Source organism: Intestinimonas massiliensis (ex Afouda et al. 2020), assembly GCF_001244995.1.
Taxonomy (GTDB): Bacteria; Bacillota; Clostridia; order Oscillospirales; family Oscillospiraceae; genus Intestinimonas; species Intestinimonas massiliensis.
Window position 1 is genome coordinate 727,404 of the sequence record NZ_LN869529.1, and the last position, 24,295, is coordinate 751,698.

At 54.3% G+C, this 24,295-nt stretch carries 16 protein-coding genes and 2 tRNA genes; 11 read left to right on the plus strand and 7 right to left on the minus strand.

Annotated elements, in window-relative coordinates:
- The first annotated feature begins 220 nt into the window (after positions 1-220).
- From BN2154_RS07470 to BN2154_RS07490, 4 genes are all read left to right on the plus strand, one after another.
- On the plus strand, positions 221-1,132 hold the full coding sequence (locus tag BN2154_RS07470; RefSeq protein WP_242853716.1) for a cell wall hydrolase: 912 nt from the start codon (positions 221-223) through the stop codon (positions 1,130-1,132).
- A 112-nt stretch (positions 1,133-1,244) separates the two neighbouring features.
- Positions 1,245-1,331: transfer RNA gene (locus BN2154_RS07475), tRNA-Ser, on the plus strand.
- Positions 1,332-1,365: 34 nt separating this feature from the next.
- Positions 1,366-1,456, plus strand: a tRNA-Ser gene (locus BN2154_RS07480).
- 421 nt (positions 1,457-1,877) lie between these two features.
- The gene (locus tag BN2154_RS07490) at positions 1,878-6,449 is read left to right on the plus strand and encodes an ADP-ribosyltransferase (RefSeq protein ID WP_154666656.1); all 4,572 of its coding nucleotides are present in this window, start codon (positions 1,878-1,880) and stop codon (positions 6,447-6,449) included.
- 377 nt (positions 6,450-6,826) lie between these two features.
- Here the strand turns inward: BN2154_RS07490 and BN2154_RS07495 are convergent, their stop codons facing one another.
- From BN2154_RS07495 to BN2154_RS07520, 6 genes are all read right to left on the minus strand, one after another.
- A complete protein-coding gene (locus BN2154_RS07495; protein ID WP_050618221.1) occupies positions 6,827-8,191 on the minus strand; it encodes an 8-oxoguanine deaminase in 1,365 nt (454 codons plus the stop codon).
- A complete protein-coding gene (locus tag BN2154_RS07500) occupies positions 8,188-8,988 on the minus strand; it encodes a nucleoside phosphorylase (RefSeq protein WP_050618222.1) in 801 nt (266 codons plus the stop codon). Before BN2154_RS07500 ends, BN2154_RS07495 begins: the two co-directional genes overlap by 4 nt.
- 11 nt (positions 8,989-8,999) lie before the next feature.
- On the minus strand, positions 9,000-9,203 hold the full coding sequence (locus BN2154_RS07505) for a hypothetical protein (RefSeq protein ID WP_050618223.1): 204 nt from the start codon (positions 9,201-9,203) through the stop codon (positions 9,000-9,002).
- Positions 9,204-9,258: 55 nt separating this feature from the next.
- Positions 9,259-10,203: a nucleoside hydrolase gene (locus BN2154_RS07510; protein ID WP_050618224.1), complete on the minus strand. Its 945-nt coding sequence runs from the start codon at positions 10,201-10,203 to the stop codon at positions 9,259-9,261.
- Positions 10,204-10,294: 91 nt separating this feature from the next.
- Positions 10,295-11,137, minus strand: a complete 843-nt coding sequence (locus BN2154_RS07515; RefSeq protein ID WP_050618225.1) for a YjjW family glycine radical enzyme activase — start codon at positions 11,135-11,137, stop codon at positions 10,295-10,297.
- Positions 11,134-12,636 (minus strand): YjjI family glycine radical enzyme, encoded by a 1,503-nt coding sequence (locus BN2154_RS07520; RefSeq protein WP_050619574.1) that lies wholly within the window; start codon positions 12,634-12,636, stop codon positions 11,134-11,136. The genes BN2154_RS07515 and BN2154_RS07520 overlap by 4 nt, the downstream gene beginning before the upstream one ends.
- A gap of 130 nt (positions 12,637-12,766) precedes the next feature.
- On the opposite strand from BN2154_RS07520, the gene BN2154_RS07525 reads away from it, so the two are divergent.
- Entirely contained in the window at positions 12,767-13,501 is a 735-nt protein-coding gene (locus tag BN2154_RS07525; protein ID WP_050618226.1) for a Crp/Fnr family transcriptional regulator, read from the plus strand.
- Between the two features lie 87 nt (positions 13,502-13,588).
- Here BN2154_RS07525 and rbsK read toward each other — a convergent pair whose 3' ends face one another.
- Positions 13,589-14,494 carry a ribokinase gene (gene rbsK / locus BN2154_RS07530; RefSeq protein ID WP_050618227.1) on the minus strand — a complete coding sequence of 302 codons (906 nt, stop codon included), beginning with the start codon at positions 14,492-14,494 and terminating at the stop codon, positions 13,589-13,591.
- A gap of 239 nt (positions 14,495-14,733) precedes the next feature.
- Between rbsK and BN2154_RS07535 the strand changes: the two genes are divergently transcribed.
- The 6 genes from BN2154_RS07535 (at position 14,734) to BN2154_RS07560 (ending at position 24,025) form a co-directional block, all read left to right on the plus strand.
- Positions 14,734-16,509 (plus strand): oleate hydratase, encoded by a 1,776-nt coding sequence (locus tag BN2154_RS07535; protein ID WP_050618228.1) that lies wholly within the window; start codon positions 14,734-14,736, stop codon positions 16,507-16,509.
- Positions 16,510-17,060: 551 nt separating this feature from the next.
- Positions 17,061-18,374 carry a type 2 periplasmic-binding domain-containing protein gene (locus BN2154_RS07540; protein WP_050618229.1) on the plus strand — a complete coding sequence of 438 codons (1,314 nt, stop codon included), beginning with the start codon at positions 17,061-17,063 and terminating at the stop codon, positions 18,372-18,374.
- Positions 18,375-18,472: 98 nt separating this feature from the next.
- Positions 18,473-19,345: a carbohydrate ABC transporter permease gene (locus BN2154_RS07545; RefSeq protein ID WP_050618230.1), complete on the plus strand. Its 873-nt coding sequence runs from the start codon at positions 18,473-18,475 to the stop codon at positions 19,343-19,345.
- Position 19,346: 1 nt separating this feature from the next.
- Positions 19,347-20,171 (plus strand): carbohydrate ABC transporter permease, encoded by an 825-nt coding sequence (locus BN2154_RS07550; RefSeq protein WP_050618231.1) that lies wholly within the window; start codon positions 19,347-19,349, stop codon positions 20,169-20,171.
- Between the two features lie 42 nt (positions 20,172-20,213).
- Entirely contained in the window at positions 20,214-22,487 is a 2,274-nt protein-coding gene (locus BN2154_RS07555; RefSeq protein WP_050618232.1) for a glycoside hydrolase family 2 protein, read from the plus strand.
- Between the two features lie 341 nt (positions 22,488-22,828).
- Positions 22,829-24,025 (plus strand): ABC transporter ATP-binding protein, encoded by a 1,197-nt coding sequence (locus BN2154_RS07560; RefSeq protein WP_050618233.1) that lies wholly within the window; start codon positions 22,829-22,831, stop codon positions 24,023-24,025.
- The last annotated feature ends 270 nt before the right edge of the window (positions 24,026-24,295 follow it).

Genomic DNA, 24,295 nt, shown 5'->3' on the forward strand with positions numbered 1-24,295 from the left:
CTTTTTGTCATTTCGGGACCGAAGGATTTTGACGTGCAAACAAGCGAAAAAGCAGTCGGACAGGGGAGAAGGCAAACGAGGGAAAGCGTTGCGCCGCAGCAGGTCGGGGCATTCGACAGAAGGTCGGAAAAAATAGGGGTTGCAATTTTCTGAAAAATGGGTTACAATCTGGTTACAAAAAGTGAAGAACAAAAACAAACAGAAGGAGGAAGCACGTGACATGAAGTGGCGCACAGGATGTCTCATGCTTTGCCTGATGGTGGTGCTCCCCCTGGGAAGCAAGGCGCTGGCGGCGGAGGCCGCTACCGACGAAAAAGTGACGAATCTCTCCACACAGGTTGTCTTGGATGACGTCCAGGCGGCGGAAATCGGCAGGGAACACGCAGCTTCTCTGCCCAGCGGCCCCCTGTATTTGGTGGACGGCGAGCTGGTAGGCGACGAGAACCTGACCGTCTATCATGAGACCACCTATGTCTCTCTTCCGGAGTTCGTTCTGGCTCTGCAGCCGGACGCCTCGGTGTGCTGGGACGGCAGCCAGGTGGTAGTCCAGGCCAGCGGCCTGACCATGACGGCCAAGCCGGGCAACTGCTATATTGAGGCCAACGGCCGCGCACTGCATGTACCTGACGGCGTACTTTCCTTGAACAGCAGTACGCTGGTGCCGATTCGGACGGCGGCGCAGGCCATGGGGGCCTCGGTGGACTGGGACCAGGAGAACAGCATGATCTCGGTCCACAGCGGCACGGGCGCGATCACGCCGGCCGAGAGTTATTACGACAGCGACGACCTCTACTGGCTGTCTCACATCATCAACGCCGAAAGCGGCGGGGAGCCTCTGGAGGGGAAGCTGGCCGTGGGGACGGTGATCCTGAATCGGGTGTCCAGTCCCAGATTCCAGAATACCATCTATGGCGTGGTGTTTGCTCCGAACCAGTTTACGCCGGCCAGTACTGGGGCTATCTACCGGGAGCCGAACGCGGAAAGCGTCCTGGCCGCGAAGCTCTGCCTGGAGGGAGTCCGGGTGGGAGGCGAGAGCCTTTATTTTGTGAATCCGACCCGTGCGCCCAACAGTTGGGCGGCCCGGAACCGGCCTTATGTCACCACCATCGGCCACCACAGTTTCTATGCCTGAAAGAAAACCGGAGCCATTTCGGCTCCGGTTTTTTCTCCAGAATGATTGACAAACCGTGGCAATTATGGTATAGTAAATCTCGCGTTTGGCGCGCGGGCGGTACTCGGTCTGTGGAGAGATGTCCGAGTGGTTTAAGGAGCCGGTCTTGAAAACCGGTGACTCGAAAGAGCCGTGGGTTCGAATCCCACTCTCTCCGCCATTTATTTTCCATATTGATATGTGTCGATTGGCTTGGAGAAGTACCCAAGTGGCCGAAGGGGCTCCCCTGCTAAGGGAGTAGTGTGGGAAACCGCAGCGAGGGTTCAAATCCCTCCTTCTCCGCCATAAGGTAAGACCCTTGCAATTACTGAAAACTCAGTGGTTGCAAGGGTTTCCTTTTGTCTTTTGCTTAAGATGATTTAAGAAGTAACGCGCTTCTTTCACAGCGCTTACGACACAGAATCTACACAGAATTTCGGTTAGTTTTGGCGCAGCTTTTCATTGATGAGCTGCGCCGTTTTTTTGCGATGCGTATCTCGAACATGAGTGTAAATATCCTGGGTCATCGCCGCCGTAGAATGGCCTAAAAAGTCCTGCGCGTCCTTTATTTACATCCACGTCGCATTCAAAGAGCATGGTTGCAGAGCTGTGCTGGAGCTCGTGCGCGGTCGTAGATATTCCAGTTTGCTCTGCGTATTCATTCCATAGCCTCTGGTATTGCATCTCGGTCAAGTGCATTTTCCCGTTGTCCTCTGAGAAGATGTAGATGGAATCCGCCTTCGCCGCCAGCAGCTACTCGGACCGCGTGGTCCCGCTGGAGAGTATCGCTGTTTTGGGGCAACTGGAACGCATTGCCCAAAATGGCGTGTATTTCAGCAATGAAGGCGACCGGCGTGGGCGGGTGCAGATTGCCGGATATGACCATCTCATGACCACGGTGTATATTGACGGAGCCCCGTATCTGGTTGATATGCGTGTCCGCGTGGAGGACGAAAGGGCGGGAGGCGGAAATCGACTGTACCACTTCACACCCGAAGCTATCGAAGTCACGAAAAAGAACGATGGCACAACATCCACGGCTGGACGTCACGCGACCAGCGTTCATAGCACGGATGTTGCACCATCTTCTGCCTCCATTATAGCAGATTCCTCCGCCGGTGGCAATACCCAGTCTGCCCAGGCCGGCCCGGAATCATCCGTGGGGGCTGCGCAGGCTGGGTTTACCGGGGACGAGGCGGGGGAGAGCGGCTTTCACGCGCCTTCCGCCATCCAAGACGCGGACCTGACGAGCGCATTTGGCGAGAATGGCGCCCAGGCATACCGCCTCGGGTGGCGGGGCGACATGGACGAGGCGGACTATTACCGGGCCTTTGCCCACGCCTACAACGCCGGGGCGGCGGGACGCAGCCTGGACAGCCTGAAGGATCGGACCTTGACCGACGCCCAGCGCGGGGCGGCATTCGAGTCCGGCAGGAGCGACGCCGACGCGGCGGCCCGAAAGGCCGGCTTCACCACCGTATACGGGAAGGACAGCGGGCTGGTATGGGACGACTACACCAAATCCATGGACCAGAAGGTGGCCGGGCAGGTAAACGAGGTGGCCCAGCGGCTGGGCATCAAGGTGCGTTTTGCCGACCAGGTGGGGGGCGGCGCCGCCAACGGCAAGATTGAAAACGGCGTCATCACCATCGCCCGGGACGCGAAGAATCCGGTCCGGGCGGTTTTCGGCCACGAGATCACCCACCGTATCCAGGAGCTGGCCCCGGAGGAGTACCGGGCCTTCCGGGAGGCGGCCATGGCCCATTATGAGAATGCCGAGGATGGCATGGTGGACGCGCTGGTGTGGGATCAGCAGAGCCGGTACACAGAGGTCGACCAGGAGCTGTCTAACCTGGAGGCCATGGACGAGATCGCCGCCGACTATGCCGGGAGCCTCATGGAGGACGGGGCGCTGCTGGACCGCTTCATCCAGGCCAACCAGGGCAAGCGGACCCTGCTGGAGAAGCTGCGGGGCGTGTTCCGCAGCCTGGCCGACCGGCTGACCGGAAAATACAAGAGCCAGGCCAGGCAGGCCGAGCGGCGGCTGGAGCAGGCCCTGACTGCGGCGGCCAGGCAGGCGGCCAGCTTGCAAGGCAAGGCCCACGGTGCTACAATGAGCGAAACGAAACTCTCTTTGAAGAGCATGAACGAAGACGAGACCGCCGCGCTTTTGCAGTACAAGAGTAGCGATAGCTACAAGGTCAACGCCAAGCTGCGGGACGGCCAGCGCCTTACCGAGGCGGAGCAGAAGATGGTGGACGATCTGGACCGCGCCCTGGAGAAGCTGCCCAAGGTCAAGGGAACCGTGTACCGTACGCTGAACTTTGATGCTGTTTCCAACCCAGAGGAGGAGTTCAACGCTTTTGTTTCTGCCCATGCAGAGGGCGACATTGTGCGCTATGGCGCATATACTTCCACATCCACCGAAGCAGACGGTTATCCTTTGGCGGACGGCGCAAAGTACGGCGTGGTTATGGAGATTTCCAGCGACAGCGCACGGGACCTTGCGGGCTTTGGAAACAATTTTGAGAGCGAGGCTCTTTTTCAGCGCGGAACGATTTTTGACATTGTGAGGGTGACGACCGACGAGAACGGACGTCCCCATATCTACATGAAGGAGATGCTGAATGATGCCCAACGAAACGAACCAGACCATGATACCCAGAAACACGGTCAAGCAGTGCAACAAGTGCAGGAACAGGGTGCTGCACACAATAACCTGTCCGAAGTATCCGAAGGGAATACCAGACAAAGTACTGACCGGAGAGGATTGCCCGGAGTTCGAGGAGAAGGGAGCGAAGAAGTAAAATTTTCCCTCAAGGGCTCCGATCAACTCACCCGCGAGATCGACCGCCTGATGAAGCAGGTGCAGGACGGGACCAGGAGTGAAGCGGAGGTGCAGCAAGAAATCCGTGGGTTGGTGGACGAGGTATATCAGGGGATGGTGGAGCAGTACGGCTCGATGAAACCGGGCGAGAAGCCGGCCCGGGAGGTCTGGGTCCCCCGCCGGACAGCGGACGACCGGAAGGTCTCTCAGACCGTGCGGACCATCCTCGAGGCTGGGGCGACACCGGATACCGCCGTGCAGAACATAGAGGAACTGACGGCCACCGGCGTGTTCTCTTACGAGACCTACACAGATAAGGCCGCCATCGCAGACGCTGAGAATACGATTCGGGACAAGGGCTACGCCACCGCCCTGGCGGAGTGGTCTGAGTCCGTGGGAAAAGGCGAGGTATCCAAGGCCAATACGGCCACCGGCTGGGCTCTGTACAATGCTGCGGCCAACGCCGGAGACCTCAAATCCGCCATGACCGTGCTCACGAAAATGGTGGGACATCAGCGAAACGCCGCCCAGGCGGTGCAGGCCACTCGTATCCTCAAGAGCATGTCCCCGGAGGGGCAACTCTACGGGGTGCAGCGGAGCGTGGGAAACCTTCAGGAAGAACTGAAGAAAGAGTACGGAAAGAATGCACCGGACCTGAAGATAGACCCGAATCTTGCAGAGAACCTGCTCAAGGCGAAAGACCAAAAGGCGCGGGATGAGGCGACCAAGGAGCTGTTCCGTGACATCGGCCGCCAGATGCCCTCCCGGTTTGTGGACAAGTGGAATGCATGGCGGTACCTGGCCATGCTGGGTAACCCGAGGACCCACGTTCGGAACATCGTGGGCAACGCCTTCTTTGCCCCGGTGGTAGCGGCTAAGAGCCTGACTGCCACAGCCATTGAGGGCGCGGTAGACCGGGTATCCGGCGGGAAGCTGGAACGGACCAAGGGGGCCGTGGGCCTGGGCAAGGCCGACCGGGCGCTGCTGTCAAGCGCGTGGGCGGATTATGCCAACGTGCAGGACTCCGCTCTTGGCGGAGGCAAGTACAGCGATTTTGCAAACGCCAACCAGTACATCGAGGAGGGTCGGGTCATCTTCCGGAACAAGGCGCTGGAGAAGGCCCGGAAGTCCAACACCAGGGCCCTGGACGCAGAGGATATCTGGTTCTCGCGCCCCCACTACGCCTATGCGCTGGCCCAATACTGCAAGGCCAACCACATCTCGGCAGAACAGATCGCCGCGGGGGAGGGGATGGATAAGGCCCGGGCCTACGCCATTAAAGAGGCACAGAAGGCCACCTACCGGGATACCAACGCCCTGTCGCAGGCAATCAGCGACCTGGGCCGTTACCGGGGGAAGGGTCCTGTAGGAAAGGGAATCAGCACCGTCATGGAGGGCGTGCTTCCCTTCCGCAAGACCCCGGCCAACATTCTGGCTCGCGGGTTGGAATACAGCCCAGCCGGGCTGCTGAAAGGACTAACCTATGACCTGTACCAGGTGCGCAAGGGTAATCTGAGCGGGGCCGAGGCCATCGACCACATCTCCGCGGGGATGACTGGGACGGGGCTGCTGGCCTTTGGAGTATACTGCGCAGCCCAATGCCTGGTGCGGGGCGCCGGAGGGGACGATAAGGACCGGAAGAAGTTCGCGGAATTGCAGGGGCATCAGAATTATGCGCTGGAGCTGCCGGATGGCACGAGCATCCCCCTGGACTGGCTGGCCCCGGAGGTCCTGCCCTTCTTCATCGGTGTAAACCTATGGGAGATGACGCAGGGGGAGAAGGAGCCACTGACCCTGTCCGCTATCCTCAGGGCCTCTGCAAACGTGACGGAGCCCCTGCTGGAGATGTCTTGCCTCCAGAGCCTGAGCGACGTGTTCGACGCGGTGGGATACGCCTCGTCGGGGGACCTGAACGGGCTCACCGCCGCCCTGGTTACCGCCGCCACCAGCTATCTGACCCAGGGCGTTCCGACCGTCCTCGGGCAATTCGAGCGGACCGGGCAGGAGGAACGGATGACCACCTACACGGAAAAGAACGCCTTCCTGACGCCGGATGCCCAGTACACCCTGGGAAGGATCAGCGGGCGGATTCCAGGATGGGATTACAACCAGATCCCCTATATCGACGCCTGGGGGCGCACGGAGCGCACCGGCGGAGCAGCCAAGCGGGCCGTCGATAACTTTGTAAATCCCGCCTATACATCGAAAGCGGGGAGCAGCCCTATGGAGGACGAGCTGACACGGCTTTATGACGCCACAGGGGAAAAGAATGTGTTCCCTGCTCGCGCCGGGAAGTATTTCACCGTGAACGGAGTGCGCAAGGACCTGACGGCGGAGGAATACATGACCTACGCCACGAAGAAGGGGCAGCTCTCTCACACCTTGGTCACGGAGCTGACGGGCAGCAAATCCTACCAGAGCATGACGGACGATCAATTGGTATATTTAAGCGTAAATGCAAGGCAGAAATGATTCGGCTGACCTGCCGTAGAGCGGAACCAGTAAAGCGCCTCTGCCGCTGCGAAGGCTACCAGTGGAAGAAAATTAAATTACGATTTAACTATGGAACAGGGTCCGTAGAGACAGATATACTTTACAAATACAAATGAATACCGGGATTCGCACGATGCCTGCAATGCCACTGGATATCACGTGGGCGAAAGCGCACAGAACAATATGTGCTCTTTCTTTCAGATGAGGCCAATGTCCATCATCAGGACACAGCCTATAGGAGGAACCATATTGCTGAAAAGGAAAGGGGAGATATACGGCTTTCGTTACCAATCCTGCGCCCACTCTGCTAAGAGCGCCGACCGGATAAAACCGGCCGACGCCCTCGAGAAGGAGAGTCAGTTTTGATTCAGATACCGAGCAACGGAAAGGTTGGCCTGTTCGACGAGCTTGTCCTCGTCCACGTTGACCAGATGTCCTTCCTTGACAACGATCCGGCCATTGACTACAGTGTAATCTACACTGCCTTTGAATCCGACGGTAGCGGGAATTGCGGCAACATCTTGCAGAGTTCCGGTTAGTTCCAGACGGTTGCTGTCGATCAGGAAGAAGTCGGCCGCCATGCCAGGGGCAATATAACCAAGATCATCGCGGCCAAGGAGGCTGGCGCTGCCGCGGGTGGCGATGCGCAGCATGTCGAAACCGGTGGGGGCAGTGGCGGAGTTATTAAGCCGGTGCAGCAGATAGCCTACCCGCAACTCCTCCAGCAGGTTGGAGCCATCGTTGCTGGCAGAGCCATCCACAGCCAACCCAACGGGAACGCCAAGCTCCAGCATTCTGGGGAGCTGCGCAATGCCCGAGGAGAGCTTCATGTTGCTGATGGGGCAGTGGGCCACGCCGGTCTTGGTCTTGGCCATGCGCTGCAGCTCCTCGTCAGTGAAGTGGATGCCGTGGGCGTACCACACATCAGACCCAATCCAGCCGAGGCTTTCCATGTATTCCAGGGGCCGCATACCCAGCCGCTCCAACAGATAGGCTTCCTCGTCCTTTGTCTCAGCCAGGTGGGTGTGCATCCGCACGCCCAACTGACGGGCCAAAATGGCGGTCTGGCGCAGCAGTTCTTCGCTGACACTGAAGGGAGAGCAAGGGGCCAGAGCCACCTGGTGCATGGAATAGCGGCTGGGGTCGTGGAATTGCTTGACTGCAGCCTCAGAATCGTACATGATCTTGTCAATGGTTTGGACTACGCTGTCAGGGGGAAGACCTCCGTCCTTGACGCCCAAGTCCATGCTGCCGCGGGTGGCGTGGAAGCGGACACCCAGTTCATCAGCCGCGGCAAACTGCACATTCAGGAACCGGTCACTCTTACCCTGAGGGAAGACATAATGGTGGTCCAGGATGGTGGTGCAGCCGGTTTTCAGCAGCTCACCCATTCCGGACATAGAGCTATAGTAGATACTTTCCTCTTCGAGATTCTTCCAGATCTCGTATAGAGTCTTCAGCCAGGGGAACAGCTCCATCCGCTGGACCTGAGGCAGATTTCTGCTGAAAATCTGATACAGGTGGTGGTGGGCATTGATCATGCCAGGGTAGAGGATCATACCAGAGGCGTCGATGACCTCGTCAGCCTTTACATCACCCGGTTGGTCGATGGAGACAATCACGCCGTTGCGCACCAGCATAGACGCATGCTCCAGTACCTCGCCCGCGTCGTTGCAGGTTACCAGCCAGCGGATATTCTTAACCAGTAAATCCTTGCTCATCTCCTTCCCCTCCGGCTTTCTGCGGCTTTCCGCTGCTCCATGCGGTAGATGGTCTCCAGGACGATCTGGATCTCCTTTTCCCATGCATCGTGGAGCCGCTCATTCTTTTTGGTATAGATGACCTCTGCGTTGGTCAGGTTGCCGGAGGTGCCGTTGATGGTGGCAGCCCTGACACCCCGCAGGTGGGCCACGGTGTACAGGGCGGAGGACTCCATATCCAGATTCATTACTTTGTAGGAGCGCAGCTTGTCCAGGAACTCCGGTGTCTCACCATAGAAGGCGTCGTCAGAGGAGGTGATGCCGGTGTAAACAGAGAAATCCGTGCCTCGGGTCATTTCCCGGGCGGTGTAGATCAGTTCGCTGGTCAGTTCCAGGTCGGGCACAGCGGGAAAACCTTGGGGGACATAGAACCGGGAGGTGCCTTCATTTTTCATGGCGCCAATGGTGATCATCAGGTCGCCGATCTGGACTCTGGGGTCCAGGGCGGCGCTGCTGCCGATGCGGATCAGGGTCTTGGCACCAATATTTATCAACTCCTCAGCGGCGATGGTGGCGGAGGGGCAACCCATGCCGGTGGAGGTGACGCTAACCCTGATGCCCTTGTAATGGCCGGTAAAGGTCCGGTGCTCCCGGTTATTGGCCTTTAGCTCGGCATTGTCCAAATACTTGGCGGCAATATCACTTCTGGCGGGGTCCCCGGGCAGGAGCACATATTCGCCGATATCCTCGGGCGTCAGGGCAATGTGATACTGCTTCTGGCCCAGGGTAACAGACATTTTATTCAGTGTAGTACTCATAGTTACCTCCGTCAGTCCTTGATATCGCCCGCAGCCTGGGGTCCCTGGACACGGCGGCCGAAGCCGATGAGCACGGCCAGCGTCAGCAGGTAGGGAAGCATCTGCAGGATGCGTTCAGGCAGATTGAATGCCACATGGATGCGCAGTGCCTGGACGAAAACGAACAGCAGACTGGCCAGCATGACGGCCATCACAATTGCAATCGTCTTTTTCATAATATCCTCCTGTATTACGGCAATGTTTGCCGCATGTATGTTGGACCAAAAATAATCAGTTCTGGAATGCTGCGAACAGTTCATTCAGCGCCTTTCTGGAGTTGACCTCCAGGCAGTGCTCGACGAATCTGCCCTCGATGGGCTGCTCACGCAGGTCCACCACGATTTTGCCGCGGCAGTAGGTGCCGCCGCATTCTACACGGGTCACCATTTTGCGGGTGGTTACCACGCTGGGATCCACAGCGACCACCATGGCAAGGGGGTCGTGGAGGGGACTGTACTCCATGGTGTAGTTTTGGATGCGGCTGCCGTTCATATAGTGCTGTAACGCCTTGGAGATGAAGGATACGGCATCCTTCTTGGCAGGATTGCAGCAGCGCAGCAGCTTGTCTACATCGGCGCGGGTAAGATGGGTCACGGTGGTCACATCAAGCCCCACCAACGTCATGTCCCAATCGGCCTGCATGGCGAGGTCGGCCGCCTCGGGGTCGCCGCCGATGTTAGCTTCTACCACAGGACTGACGTTGCCGGACGCATACACCGTACCACCCATGGCCACGACGCGCTTGATCTTTCCGGCATAATCAGGATATTTTGCCAGGGTGTTGGCCAGGTTTGTCATTCTTCCCAGGGAAATTAAAACCAGTTCGCCTGCGTGATCACAGGCCTTCTGATACATGAAGTCAGAAACATCCATGTCCATCGGGCGCTGGGACGTTGCGGGAAGCTCCACATTTCCGGTGCCGTTGTCGCCGTGGATGAAGGTGGGGAAGTCCTCACATTCACCCCGCAGAGGCTTCTCTGCACCGGCACATACGGGGACCTTGCCTTCATAACCAGCCAGCTTCAGAATGCGCATTGCGTTTTCAGCGCCTTTGGAAGCGGATACGTTACCAACACTAGTGGAAATACCGACGATTTCCACATCCTTTCGGAACAGGGCGAACAAGATTGCAATGGAATCATCCACACCGGGATCGCAATCAATAAATATCTTCACGTTTTTCCTCTTTTCGTATGTATTTTGGGATCCAATTACAAAAAAACTGCAGTTTTATTGTCTTGTGTTTCCTCATGCGGCGCTGCTGATATCAGATCAGCACAATGTCGGTAAAGCCGTTGCGTCTGGCGATATCCTCCAGATGCTGAAGTTCATCGGCGGTGGGGACCCGCAGTTGGCTGCGAAAGGGTTGCCGGACGCCAAAGGGGCGGTAGGCGATGATCTTGTAGCGGATGGAGCCCGTTTCCAAGAAGGGGGACAGAAGCCGGGTGATCTCCGTCACCGTCTGCTCGCTGTCCAGATAATCCGGTACCACCACGGTTCGCACCTCTTCCAGCTTGCCAGCTTTGGCGAGCTGGACGGCATTGTCGATGACCATCCGGCTGCCCATGCCGGTGAGCTTGCGGTGCAGGCCGTCATCCCAGGCCTTCACATCCAGCATGACGCCGTCGCATACAGCCATCAGTTCAGCATCAGCCGTGTAGTCGTAGCTGCCGTTGCTGTCCATCAGGCAGGTGAGCTTCTTTTTTTTGGCCAAGGTAAACAGCTCCAGCAGGAAATCCCGCTGTAGGGAGCATTCGCCGCCGGAGACGGTGATGCCCCGGATGAAGGGGAGGTCATTCTTCAGCAGCGCCATTACCTCGGATGCGGAATATTCTCGGACCTTGGCCGAGGCCATATTGGGGCAGGCGGCCAGACACTGGTCACATTTGCAGCACTTCTCCTCCCGCCAGACCACCTTGTCCAGCTCCATGGTCAGGGCCCCGGTGGGGCAGACAGGGACGCAGACACCACAATGGACACAGCGATGGATGGTTTCGGGATTATGGCAGTAGCTACAGGTGTAATTGCAGCCCTGCAGGAAGATCGCAGCTCTGTTTCCGGGCCCATCCACGACGCTGGTGTGGATGATTCTGTTGACAAGCGCTTTCATTCCAGGCTCCGCACCATTCTTTCCAGAATGCGGCTGTTGCGGACCTCGCCAAGCCCCCAGGTGGCGTTGGCCTGCTGAACAGCAATGCCGGCATCGAGCTTGGCGATGTCAGACTTCTTGACCAGATAGCCGGTGATGCGGATGACGTCAGCGTCGGAGCCATAGGTAGAGAAGTAGCGCATGCCCTGGGCAAAGCCGCCCTTGATCAGGTCGACGATGGCGTCGGGGTTGCGCTTGGCAGTCTCGTCGAAGGGGAAGATATCGCCCACACCGGATTTGAAATAGGGGTGGAACTGACTACAGTGGAGCAGGTGCTCATGCAGGGGCAGCTCATCACCGATTGCGATGCGTACGCCGGGGCTGATGGAATAGTCATCGGCGATGCCGACCTGGGCATGGAGGGAGAAGTGATGGTTGGTGCAGTCGCAGAAGCGGCTCTCGTAGCTTTCCATGCACGTGGTCAGTTTATCGAGAATGCGTTTTGCCATGGCGTCGGCTTCCTCGCTGTGGCCGTAGGTGCCGCTCTTGCCTTCCTTTGCCATCAGAATATTGACACATTCGTTCATACCCACCAGACCGAACATGCCGGTGAATTTCTCCAAGCTGACGAAACCCTCCTGGACCAGGAAATTAGACTTGAAGAAGTGCGTCTCCTCCACCAGGAAGGTGATCTTTTTCTCAATGTAGTCGCACAGCTCCTTGACCGCAATGGGCAGCAGATCATGGATCAGGTGCTCGCTGTCCTTGGCCCGTTCGGCCAATCTGCTCAGCACGATGCGAGATAGGGTGAAAGCACCGCCGCCGATGGGCAGGGCATTGTAGCAGCTGGCAATGCCGTAGGGGGTAGTGTAGAGCTTGCTGTACTCCTTGTGATTGGCGAAGCTGGGCTTGGCGCAGGCCAAAGCGCATTCCACGCAGGTCCTTGCAAAATCGTCTGGGGTAATGTCGGGGTCGTACAGCAGTGTCATGGAGGGGATGGCGTTCTCCCACAGCTCCTTCTGGATCTCCACGATCATGCGGCCGGCGCGGGTCTCTTCGGGCCCCAGATTCATATGGCAGTAGGAGTCGGAGATGGTGCGGTCCAGGAAGATGAGAAAGTGACGGATCAGCTTTCTGGCTTCTTCCTCATCCTCGATGAAGGGTTCCAGCAGTTTGTCCACCGGTCCCAGATATACAGGAAAGTGGGTGACAGAGGGAATATGCTGGTAGAAGATTTCCAGGACAGTGACAGCCTCCCACAGGTTGGTAGGGGGGTCCAGTCTCAGGAACCTGCAGCCCTCCCGCATCAGCTTTTCATAGTCGGGCAGAACGTAGCGGGGGGCGTAGGTGCCGTTGCCTTCGCTCATGGTACACAGGACGCCGGCTTCCCGCAGCTCCCGGAACCGCGGGGTGGTATCGAAAAATTCCACATAGTTCAACGGAATCGAAGATAGGTTCATCATCGCTTGCTCATGGGTAAGGGCACAGTTGTCGATGACGGCTTTTACCTCTTTTTTCATGTCAGTAATGTTCATCGTAACAGGTCTGCTCCTTTCGCGTTTTTGATATTGTTGACCTTGTGAAATTATGATATCATATGAACAAACAACATAAAATGACAGGTGTCATTTTTGAAAAAGGTTGGTTAGTATGCTCAAAGACACATCGGTGTTTTTGCACCAAATCTACAACTGCATCCGGGAATTTGACGGTTCTATCCAGGAGGCATATCAATTCCCCCACTCGCCGCAGACCATTCAGGACCTCTCCGCCTGTGCGCCGCGTCTGATGCACCGAAAAGAGGCCAACACCTATTTATTCCATATATTTGAGCCGCTGGAATATATCTATATTTTGCTGGAGGGGACGTGCTGTGTCGAAAAGTACAGTCAGGGTGGGAAAGTGTTTACGGACTCAACCCGGGATGCCATGCAGATCTTCGGCCTGATCGAGGCTGTGACGGATGATCGCTGCCATACTGTGTCCATGAAATGCTTCACAGACTGTACCTATGCAAAAATCCCTGTGGCCAGTTATATGAAGATCATCCAGTCCGACCCTGAGCTGCTGATGATGTCCATGCGGTTCGTATGCATTTTCTTTAGAGAGCATGTGCAGACAACCGATCAACTGATGTTGGGTGCACCCCGCCGAAGTATCCTTTTGAAATTGTATCACTACTGCGCGGAGCGGCCTTTCCCAGTGACCGTCCAAATCCAGAAGAAAGAGCTGGCGCAGGATCTGAATATGAATCTCAGGACCCTTTATCGACACCTGGACAAGTTCTATGAAGAGGGAATACTGTCCGCACACAAGGGAAAGATATGGATTTCAAGGAAACAGTATTTAGAAATTGGAGCGGAATTGATGGATCTGGATGACTAGTACGGTTTCGTTTTATTGAATATCAGGATGAACCAAAAGACTGGCAGGCTCAAGGGCTGCCAGTCTTTCAGCTTTGTAATGAGTCTCTCATAATTGAATTTCTTCTGGATTGGGAATGGAGGACTGGGCGCCTTTTCGGGTAACTGCAATGGCGGAGGCATTCTGACCATAGGTGATGGCCTCTGCAACGTCCGCACCCCTGCTCAGCGCCAGAGCAAATGCCCCCATGAAGCAGTCGCCTGCTGCAGTGGTGTCCACGGCATGCACTTTTTTGGCAGGATAAAAATGCATGCCCTCCCGGTTCATCAGCAGACATCCGTCGCCACCCAGGGAGACCATGACATTTCGAACACCTTTGGAGAACATTTCACCGGCGGCTGCCTCCAGATCCGCTTGGCAGTTGAGGGGCCTGCCTGTCAGAATCTCCAGTTCCGTTTCGTTGGGCTTGATATAGTCCACGCCCTGCCAGAAGGAGTCCGGCAGACCGGGCAGTGCAGGCGCAGGGTCGATGAGGACCGTTTTCCCCATGGATACCGCCAGGTCCTTTGCGTAAGCCACGACGTTCCAGTCGATCTCTAGCTGCATCATAACGATGTCGCAGGCCTGGACCAGGCTTCGGTGTTGATCGATCATCTCCCTGGAGACCAAGCCGTTGGTACCGGCGATTAGAATAATCGAGTTGGCGCCATTATCGTCCACGGTGATAAATGCCTGGCCGGTGGTGGTGCCGGGCAGAGTGGAAATGCCGGAAATATTCACACCTACGGATTCCAAATTTGCTTTCAGCGCTGTGCCGATGCTGTCGTCTGCAACAGCGCCGATTATGCTGACATCACCGCCAAGCTTGCCGACGGTATAGGCCTGATTGGCACCTTTACCGCCGGGGACCAGTGCGATGCTTTTCCCGGCGAGGGTTTCGCCAGACTGGGGCATGTACGGCGTTTCGATTACCGTATCCATATTCAGGCTTCCGATAACCAATATTTTTTTCATCTGCGTCACCTTTCTGTTGTGATAATCATATTCTACGCAATCGTAAAAAATAAAAAAATGTCAAATGTCATAAATTTGCAGCACACATATCGAATTTCGGGAAGCTCTGCATGAAGGAGACATAAATTGATGTTCGGAAGCAGGGAGTTTCAGGCATGTGGGCTGCTTTTGTCCGTATTATTTTCAGAATATTTCCCATTATAATATGTGCACAAATAAGGAGTAAGGAGGCGCTCTATATGTATTATTCCAGTGGTAACTATGAAGCGTTTGCCCGTCCTCAGAAGCCGAAGGGCGTGGATCAAAAATCAGCTTATATTATCGGAACCGGTCTGGCTGCTTTGACCGCGGCCTGCTACCTGGTGCGGGACGGACAGATGAAGGGCGAGCAAATCCATCTCTTTGAGAAAGAGCCCATCCCCGGCGGAGCCTGCGACGGCTGGGAGTATCCCGGCGTGGGCTATGTCATGCGGGGCGGCCGCGAGATGGACAATCACTTTGAGGTTATGTGGGATCTGTTCCGCTCCATTCCCTCCATTGAGACGGAGGGTGTCAGTGTTCTGGACGAGTACTACTGGCTGAACAAGAAGGACCCCAACTACTCCCTCTGCCGCGCCACTGTCAACCGGGGCGAGGACGCCCACACCGACGGAAAGTTTGCCCTGTCCGACAAGGCGGCTATGAAGATCATGAAGCTGTTCTTCACCCCTGACGAGCAGCTCTATGACAAGCGCATCACGGATTTCTTTGACGACGAGGTGCTGAGCTCCAACTTCTGGCTCTACTGGCGCACCATGTTCGCCTTTGAGAACTGGCACAGCGCTCTGGAGATGAAGCTCTATATTAAGCGATTCGTCCATCATGTGGGCGGCCTGCCGGATTTCAAGGCCCTGCGCTTCACGAAATACAACCAGTATGAGTCTATGATCCTTCCCATGATCAAGTATCTGGAATCCCGTCATGTCCAGTTCCACTACAATACCAAGGTCGTCAATGTGGAATTCAACATCCGGCCTGACAAAAAGCTGGCCAAGCGCGTCGAACTGCTTGTGAACGGCGGGAGCCAATACGTGGATCTGACCGAGAATGATCTGGTGTTTATCACCAACGGCGGCTGCGTGGAAAACTCCACCATTGGCTCCCAGAATACCCCCGCCGCCTTCAATACCGAGATCAAGCCGGGCGGCGGCTGGGATATGTGGCGCAAAATCGCAGCTCAGGACCCCTCCTTCGGCCATCCAGATAAGTTCTGCTATGATCCCGAGCAGTCCAACTGGATGAGTGCTACCGTCACCACGCTAGACCAAAAGATCATTCCCTATATCAAGAACATTTGTAAGCGGGACCCCTTCAGCGGCGGTGTGGTCACCGGCGGCATCGTCACAGTGAAGGACTCCGGCTGGCTCCTTAGTTGGACCATCAACCGTCAGCCCCAGTTCCGCAGCCAGCCCAAGGACCAGTGCCTGGTCTGGGTCTACGGGCTGTTCTCCGATAAGCCGGGCGACTATGTAAAAAAGCCCATGCGGGAGTGCACCGGCAAAGAGATCTGCATGGAGTGGCTGTACCACATCGGCGTGCCGGAGCGCGAAATCGAGGAGTTGGCCGAGCACAGCGCCAATACCGTGCCGGTCATGATGCCTTATATCACGGCCTTCTTTATGCCCCGCGCCGCGGGCGACCGCCCCAACGTTGTTCCCGAAGGTGCCGTTAACTTTGCCTTCCTGGGACAGTTTGCCGAGACCAGGCGGGACACCATCTTCACCACCGAGTATTCCATGCGCACCGGTATGGAGGCCGTTTATACCCTGCTGGACATCGACCGGGGCGTGCCGGAGGTCTGGGGCAGCACCTATGATATCCGCGATCTGCTGAACGCCACCATTCAGCTACGCGACGGCAGGCCGCTGACGGAGATGGACCTGGGCTTTAAGGAGAAAATGGTTGTCAAGAAACTGCTGGAGAAGATTCGGGGGACCGACATTGAAAAGCTGCTGAAAGAATATCATGTCATTTAAAGCAGAATATTCTGGTAAATGAAACGGGGCTCCCGCGCTTGCCAATGCGCTTTTGAAAGTACAAATGCTTCCACATGCGTTTTTATTGTATCACGCAAAAGTTTTTTTGAAATTCTGATATCGGTCAGCGTATTGCTCAAGGCCCCGGCTCCGCCAGATTTGGCGGAGCCGGGGCCTTTTTCTTGTAGTCCGAAAACCCCCGGCACAGCCGGAGGCTTTCGCACTACAAAGAATCCCCATCCGCTGCATTTCAGCGGATGGGGTCAGATGGATCGCCTCCTGTGTAAACGAATACTGCCCCAACGCAGATTCCTGTGTAGATTCTTTCGTTAAATGGGCAAATATTATGGTACATTTTGCACAAAAGAAGGCTGGCGTGGTACAGCACATTCACCAGTTTTACCGAAACATGACATTTGTCATTTTCAGCGTTTGCACCAGATGATATTTTTTATATTAAGATTACGGGAAGCCTGATTGAACCGTGCTGGAGGATCCGGCAGAAACGAATCATGAATCCGCAATCAATAAGCTTGAAAGGAAGTCCTCCCATGAAAAAGCGTATTTTGGCACTTATACTTAGTTTGCTGATGCTTGGCTCCTGCCTGTGCGGCTGCGCAAACGCACCCACCGCGGAAACAAACAAAGAGAAGGCTGACACCACGCTCACGGTTTGGTGCTGGGATGAAAATTTCAATATCCCCGTGATGGAGACCGCATGCAAGTATTATCAGGCAGCCGGCCATGATGATGTCACGGTGAACGTTGTTAACGTCAGCGAAGACGACGTCCGCAGCAAATGTGTTGCCGCATTTTCCGGCGGTGTCACGGATGACCTGCCCGATATTATCTTGGTGGGGGACTTCTGGGCCAAAAATTTCCTGACCAACTACAAAGGAATGTTTGCGGATTTGACAGATGCGATCGATTTCTCTGATTTTGCAAATTATAAGGTCCAGTGCCTTACGGTCGATGACCATGTCTATGGCGTTCCGTTCGACAGCGGCGTTGCCGGCATGTTCTACAGAAAGGATTACTTGGAGGCGGCTGGCTATACTGCGGAGGATCTGGTGGGGATCACATGGCCGGAGATGATTGAGATCGCAAAGGCAGTCAAGGAAAAAACCGGAAAGTATGCATTCGATTTTGTACCGTCCGATTGTGCATTTGCTTGGTTTGACAGCGCGATGCAGTCCACAGGTGAGTGGTTCTACGACGAAGAGGGTAATGCGGACTTTGTCAATAATAAAGCTGTGCGGGAAATGTTTGATGTTATCAAAACGCTTTGGAACGACAACTGCGTCTATCGTGCCGAGGCCAAAGATTCTACGACGATTTCGGCAATTCAGGCAGGTGAGATTGCGTTCGTGCTGACCGCCGTTTGGTCCACTCCCACGATTACGGCCGCGACAGATGCTGCCGGCCTGTGGGATTATGCCCCCCTGCCGAAGCTGACCACAACAGACTCCGCGAGCGAGTACACCAATATCGGTGGATCCAGTTGGGTTATCCTGGAAAACTCTGCGAATAAGGATGTAGCGATTGACTTCATGAAGTCGATTTTCGCCGGCGACCTGGATTTCTACAGTCAGATTCTTGCCGAGCAGGGTGCTGTTGCGACATATCTGCCGGCAAGCGAGAGCGAGGCCTATAGCAAGCCTGTGGAATTCTTTAATAATAAGCCGCTGTATGCCGATTTCGCCTCCTGGGGTGCAATGGTTCCCCCAGTCGACTATGGTACAAACACTTGGACGGCAAACGCCGCAATTCAGGCATATTTGCAGAATTATGTTGATTCTGAAATGACGCTGGATGAAGCACTTCAGAAGGTGCAGAAAAACTATGACATGCAGATCGGCAAGTAATTTGAATGAACGCCGCCATCCGTTGTATCTCTTTCCAGCCACTGTGGTGGCTGGAAAGAAATACTATATGTATGCTATGGAAGAACAGGTAACGAAATATGAAGAAAAGATCTTTGACATCTGGCTCATGGGTGAGTTTTTCTCTCCCGGCAATTTTCTTTGTAACGGTATTTATGTTATACCCTGTCGTTTACTCTCTGGTGCTGTCGCTTTACTCACATCAGGGACTGACGTCGACGTTTGTGGGCCTTGGGAACTTTAAAAGACTGCTGTCCGATTCAATTTTCTGGAATTCTCTGCTCAATAACGTGCTGTTTCTGGCAATTCAGGTGCCTATTATGCTATTTTTGGGCCTTCTGTTCGCTTATCTGCTCCAGACAGACGGTTTGAAGTGTCGAGGATTTTTCAGAATGGCGCTTTTCCTGCCCTGTATTACTTCACTGGTCGCATATTCGATTGTGTTTCGGACCATGTTTCAGTTTGATGGGCTGATCAACAGTGCGTTGCAAGCGATTCATGTCATAACCGAGCCTATTCCGTGGCTAACAGATAAGAACTGGGCCCGCGCCTTGATCATCATGGCGCTGTGTTGGCGCTGGACAGGCTATAATGCGATGTATTACATTGCCGGCTTGCAGAATATTACGAGAGACACGATCGAAGCCGCGCGCATGGATGGTGCAAATAAATTTCAGGAGTTTTTCCATATCGTGGTTCCTCAGCTCAAGCAGGTGATCGTGTTTACGTCCATCACCTCAACGATCGGTACGCTGCAGTTGTTTGATGAGATCGCCAACCTGACGAATGGAGGCCCTTCCAACTCGACCCTCACGGTAGCACTCTATACATATCAGCAGTCGTTCCTGCATGCGAATAATTTTGGGTATTCTGCTGCCATCAGTTGGGTGATTGTGCTGATGATTGCGGGGCTTTCTCTGGTGCAGCTACGGCTTACAAGGGAGGAGAGCTGACATGGGAAGAAGAAAGATATCCCCCAAACGTTTTCTTGTCTATCTAATACTGATCCTTGCGGCGCTCATCTCAATTTTTCCCTGCTATTGGATGTTTGCAAGCGCAACCAATACTTCAAAGGCCATTTCGGACGGCAGAATTCTGCCTGGTACCAACTTGATACCAAATTTGGAACATCTGTTTCGGGATTATCCCATCTGGAACGGTCTTTCCAACTCTCTGAAAATTGCGGTTTTATCCGTTGTGCTGAGTCTGATTGTGACGTCGCTGGCAGCATATGGCTTTGAAAAATTTCGCACAAAACGCTCCGAACAGGCCTATGTAATCTTCCTGATCGGAATGATGATCCCCCAGACATCACTCGTGATACCCCTTTATAAAATGATGGCGGACATGAAATTGGTCAACTCGCACCTGTCGATCATTCTGCCCGCTATCGGATCCATCTTCCTCCTGTTCTTTTTCCGTCAGAGTTTTAAATCTATCCCCAATGAGATGATTGAATCGGCCAGGATTGACGGGGCTGGTGAACTGCGGATTTTCTTTCAGATCGTGTTTCCCAGCATGAGGGCGACATATGCTGCCGCCGCAATCTATGCGTTTATGACTTCGTGGAATGCCTATATGTGGCCGATGATTTCGTTGTCCTCCGAACAAAAGAAAACGATTATTCTGATGGTATCCAAGATCGCTTCATCCGCCTATGTTGCTGATTACGGCGTACAGATGGTTGGACTGGTGATTGCGACACTTCCTATGATGATCGTGTTCCTGTTCCTTCAAAGGAGTTTTGTGGATGGCCTTACCGGGTCTGTAAAAGGCTAAGAACGACTATCCGATGAATCGACGTTAATTGAGGAGGAAAACATGAGAAACATATTTAATTTGAACAATCACTGGCTGTTCAAAGATAGCTTTTCCCCTGAGGATGTGCAAGCCTGCGATAGTTCAGAATATCAACAGATCAATTTGCCGCATATCGTAAAGGAACTTCCCTATAATTGCTTTGGGCAAACTGAGTGTGCGATGTGTAGCACATACCTCAAAAGGCTTAGATTGCCGGAAGAATATCGAGGGAAACACTCGATTTTGGAATTTAATGGCGTTATGGCGCAGTATCAGCTATATGTGAATGGTCAATTCGTTCAAAGTCATAAGGGTGGGTATTCCCGTTCCCGAGTAGAGGTCTCTTCTTATCTGCATTCCGGAGAGAACACCATTTTGCTGATGGTGGATTCTCACGAGGACAAGGATATTCCGCCATTTGGCAAGCCCATCGATTTTCTGACCTATGGCGGGATTTACAGAGACGTGAATCTGATCCTTACGGATACTGCATGGATGGAAGATGTGCTGTTCCGATATGCACTAGAGGAGAACGCGGTCGTTTTGAAGCCGGAAATCCATTTCGACAACGCCGGTGAAGCGTTCGACGGTGAGATGATCGTGTTGCTGAAGGGCGAAGACGGTGTATGTGCCAAGCAGTATTCCCGTACGGTCACAATCCCAAGTGGCCGCCAGATACTTTCGCCAGAACCTGAAAAGATGGCCGCACCGGCTCTGTGGGACATTGACCATCCATATCTTTACACCGTGGAGATGCGCCTCATAAAAGATGGCGTGGAGATGGATGAAGTTGAGTTCAAAACAGGGTTTAGAACCATTGCCTGCAGACCCGAGGGCTTCTATCTGAACGGCCGACAGGTCAAACTGGTCGGACTGAACCGGCATCAGGATTATCCCTATGTGGGATACGCCATGCCGAAACGGGTGCAGCAGCGCGACGCCCAGATCCTTTACAGCGAGCTTCATGTGAATACTGTGCGCACCTCGCATTATATCCAGTCCGAAGATTTCATTGCCGAGTGTGATAAACTGGGATTGTTGGTCGTTTCGGAGATTCCCGGCTGGGGCGTTATCGGCGGCGACGAATTCAAGCGTGTCTCCCATCAGGATATCCGGGACATGATCACGGTACAGTACAATCATCCGTCCATTTTCATCTGGAGCATCCGAATCAATGAATCCGACGATTGTGATGAGTTCTATGCCGAGTCTAACGCGATTGCAAAAGGCTTGGATCCAGACCGACCGACGACAGGTGTTCGCTGTATCACGGGAAGTAAGCTGTTGGAAGATGTGTACACGTTTAATGATTTCATTCACTTCAATCATCTTCTGCGAAACGATAAGGAGGTCGTCCTCCAGGCACAGCAGGCTGTCACGGGGCTGCAGTACAAAGTACCGTATCTGGTGAGCGAATTTTGCGGGCACATCTACCCGACAAGACCGACGGACGGCGTGCAGCGGCAGACGCAGCATGCACTGATTCACGCATCCGTTCAGGGAAAGAGTTTAGAACGCAAAGATGCAATGGGCGCGATCGGATGGTGTGCATTCGATTACCATACGCACGGTGACAATGGCTCCGGTGATAAGATCTGTTACCATGGTGTGATGAGCGCATTCCGAACCCCCAAATATGCCGCTCACTTCTATCGTTCTCAGGTTGACCCGAAAACGGAGATTGTGCTGGAGCCGGCAACATTGCTTGCCAGGGGCGAGCCGGATGATGGGATGGTCATTCCCTTTGTCGTATTTACCAACTGCGATTACATCGAGGTCGAGCTTTACGGCAAAAACATCGGTCGGTTTTACCCAAGCCTCAATTACGGCGGTCTGAAGCATCCGCCCGTGATCGTCGACAACAATCCGGGAACGTGGCGAGACACATGGCTGGCAGGTACTGTGATTGGTTTTATTGGCGGGAAGGAAGTTGCACGCCGGACCTATTCGCCGGATGCCTATCTGCAGGATTTGGAAGTGCGTCCGGACGACCTGGAGCTTCATACGACTGTGACTGACGCGACGAGAATCGTGTGCCGGTTCTGCGACCAGCTTGGAAACGCTTTGCCGTTATATAACGGAATCCTACAGATCGAGACGGCTGGCGACGTAGCGGTGATTGGACCGACGACGGTTGCGACAGTAGGCGGATCTATCGCGTTCTGGGTAAAGACGATACCCTCTGCACAAACAGGCGAAGCAACCGTTACAATCACGGCTGCGAACACAAACATTCCCGCAAAAATAGTCAGGCTTGCGCTTTCCCCCGACCCTATGACCCAGACATTAGATTGATCAAACCCTTGTCGGAAAACAGGAACTCCGGCTGACGTGAAGAAGGGAGCCGCCACAAAAGCGTGCGCTACGGCGCATTTTGTGAAAGACCTTGACAGTAAACGGGTATTTCATTTGCCGTGCAACTGACGGTGCTGTTTCCGATTGGGCAAACGTAACATGCAGCAATGTTAGAACGAGTTACTCCACATAATAGCTTGTTGTAGCAAAAAAGGAGGATTACTATTTCCGCCTGACTAGCGGTGCGGCAGTGTGGAGACCTGCCGCAATACATCATCCGAAAAAGTACGGGGATGTGATATCACAGCTTGCGAAGACACTGTGGTAATAGTCTTGAAAATATGGCAAACGTAACCCTGAAGAACGTAAAGAAGATCTATCCCTTTATCAGTAGTGAGAAAAAGAAAAGTAAAAAGAAGGGCGAAGAGCCCGATCCGGGAAAGGTTAACCTGCAGATTACCGATAAGGGCGTTGTAGCGGTTCAAGAATTCAATCTGGAGATCGCAGACAAGGAATTTATCGTTCTGGTTGGCCCCTCCGGTTGCGGTAAGTCCACCACCCTTCGGATGGTCGCAGGCCTGGAAGAGATCACCGAAGGCGAACTATGGATTGGCGATAAGTTGGTCAACAATGTGGCTCCCAAGGACCGCGACATTGCCATGGTATTCCAAAACTATGCGCTGTATCCCCATATGACCGTGTATGATAACATGGCCTTCTCTCTGAAGCTGAAGAAGACTCCCAAGGATGAGATCGACCGTAAGGTTCGCGAAGCTGCCGAGATTCTAGACATCACCCAGTATCTGAACCGTAAACCCAAGGCGCTGTCCGGCGGTCAGCGACAGCGTGTTGCCATCGGTCGCGCCATCGTGCGTGACCCGGCTGTCTTCCTGATGGACGAACCTCTGTCTAACCTGGACGCCAAGCTTCGCAACCAAATGCGTGCGGAGATTATCAAACTGCGCCAGAAGATCAACACCACCTTTATCTATGTCACCCACGACCAGACCGAAGCTATGACCTTGGGCGACCGTATCGTCATCATGCGTGACGGCTTCATCCAGCAGATCGGCACTCCCCAAAATGTCTTCGATCACCCCGCAAACCTGTTCGTCGCGGGCTTCATCGGCACGCCTCAGATGAATTTCTTCGATGCCAAGCTACGGAAGATGGGCGATGTGTACTCGGTGGAAGTCTGCGGCGCCATCATCGAACTGCCTGCCGACAAGCAGGCTGCCCTGAAGGCTGCCGGCGCTGAAGCTCAGGAGATTACTTTGGGCATTCGTCCCGACCACATCACCCTGTGTGAAGGCGGCGCAGCTTCTATCAACGCGACAGTGGACGTTACTGAACTCATGGGCTCCACCATCCATATGCATGTTAACATTGCCGGTGAGGATGCAGTCGTGATTCTGCCTACCATTGACCTGAGCTCTGAGCAGAAGAATGGCTTTAAATATGGTACCAAGATCAACATCACCTTCGGCGGCAATGTTGTCCATATGTTTGGTAAGGACACGGAACGGAATTTGCTCTAAGGCAATACCGCACAAAACAAAGGGGGGCAGTATAGGCGGAAATAATGTGCCGCCCAAGAAAAAAGAATTTCTTGGGCAGATAGATCGCATCGCTCCGTGGGGAGAATGGGTGGCAGAAATCAAGCCGTGGGATTACAAGGGGGAGCGCGCCGTAAGCGTTCTGTCGCTTACGGCGGCTTTTTTAAACAGCGCAGTCTCTCATCCTGTACGGAACGTATCGTTCCATCGGGGCGTCCTTAGGGGATAATGTAGAATAAATCGGCGTTCTAT

Coding starts and splice junctions, on each gene's coding strand:
- BN2154_RS07470 (WP_242853716.1), top strand. CDS start 221: ATGAAGTGGCGCACAGGATGTCTCATGCTTTGCCTGATGGTGGTGCTC.
- BN2154_RS07490 (WP_154666656.1), top strand. CDS start 1,878: ATGGAATCCGCCTTCGCCGCCAGCAGCTACTCGGACCGCGTGGTCCCG.
- BN2154_RS07495 (WP_050618221.1), bottom strand. CDS start 8,191: ATGAGCAAGGATTTACTGGTTAAGAATATCCGCTGGCTGGTAACCTGC.
- BN2154_RS07500 (WP_050618222.1), bottom strand. CDS start 8,988: ATGAGTACTACACTGAATAAAATGTCTGTTACCCTGGGCCAGAAGCAG.
- BN2154_RS07505 (WP_050618223.1), bottom strand. CDS start 9,203: ATGAAAAAGACGATTGCAATTGTGATGGCCGTCATGCTGGCCAGTCTG.
- BN2154_RS07515 (WP_050618225.1), bottom strand. CDS start 11,137: ATGAAAGCGCTTGTCAACAGAATCATCCACACCAGCGTCGTGGATGGG.
- BN2154_RS07520 (WP_050619574.1), bottom strand. CDS start 12,636: ATGAAAAAAGAGGTAAAAGCCGTCATCGACAACTGTGCCCTTACCCAT.
- BN2154_RS07525 (WP_050618226.1), top strand. CDS start 12,767: ATGCTCAAAGACACATCGGTGTTTTTGCACCAAATCTACAACTGCATC.
- rbsK (WP_050618227.1), bottom strand. CDS start 14,494: ATGAAAAAAATATTGGTTATCGGAAGCCTGAATATGGATACGGTAATC.
- BN2154_RS07535 (WP_050618228.1), top strand. CDS start 14,734: ATGTATTATTCCAGTGGTAACTATGAAGCGTTTGCCCGTCCTCAGAAG.
- BN2154_RS07540 (WP_050618229.1), top strand. CDS start 17,061: ATGAAAAAGCGTATTTTGGCACTTATACTTAGTTTGCTGATGCTTGGC.
- BN2154_RS07545 (WP_050618230.1), top strand. CDS start 18,473: ATGAAGAAAAGATCTTTGACATCTGGCTCATGGGTGAGTTTTTCTCTC.
- BN2154_RS07550 (WP_050618231.1), top strand. CDS start 19,347: ATGGGAAGAAGAAAGATATCCCCCAAACGTTTTCTTGTCTATCTAATA.
- BN2154_RS07555 (WP_050618232.1), top strand. CDS start 20,214: ATGAGAAACATATTTAATTTGAACAATCACTGGCTGTTCAAAGATAGC.
- BN2154_RS07560 (WP_050618233.1), top strand. CDS start 22,829: ATGGCAAACGTAACCCTGAAGAACGTAAAGAAGATCTATCCCTTTATC.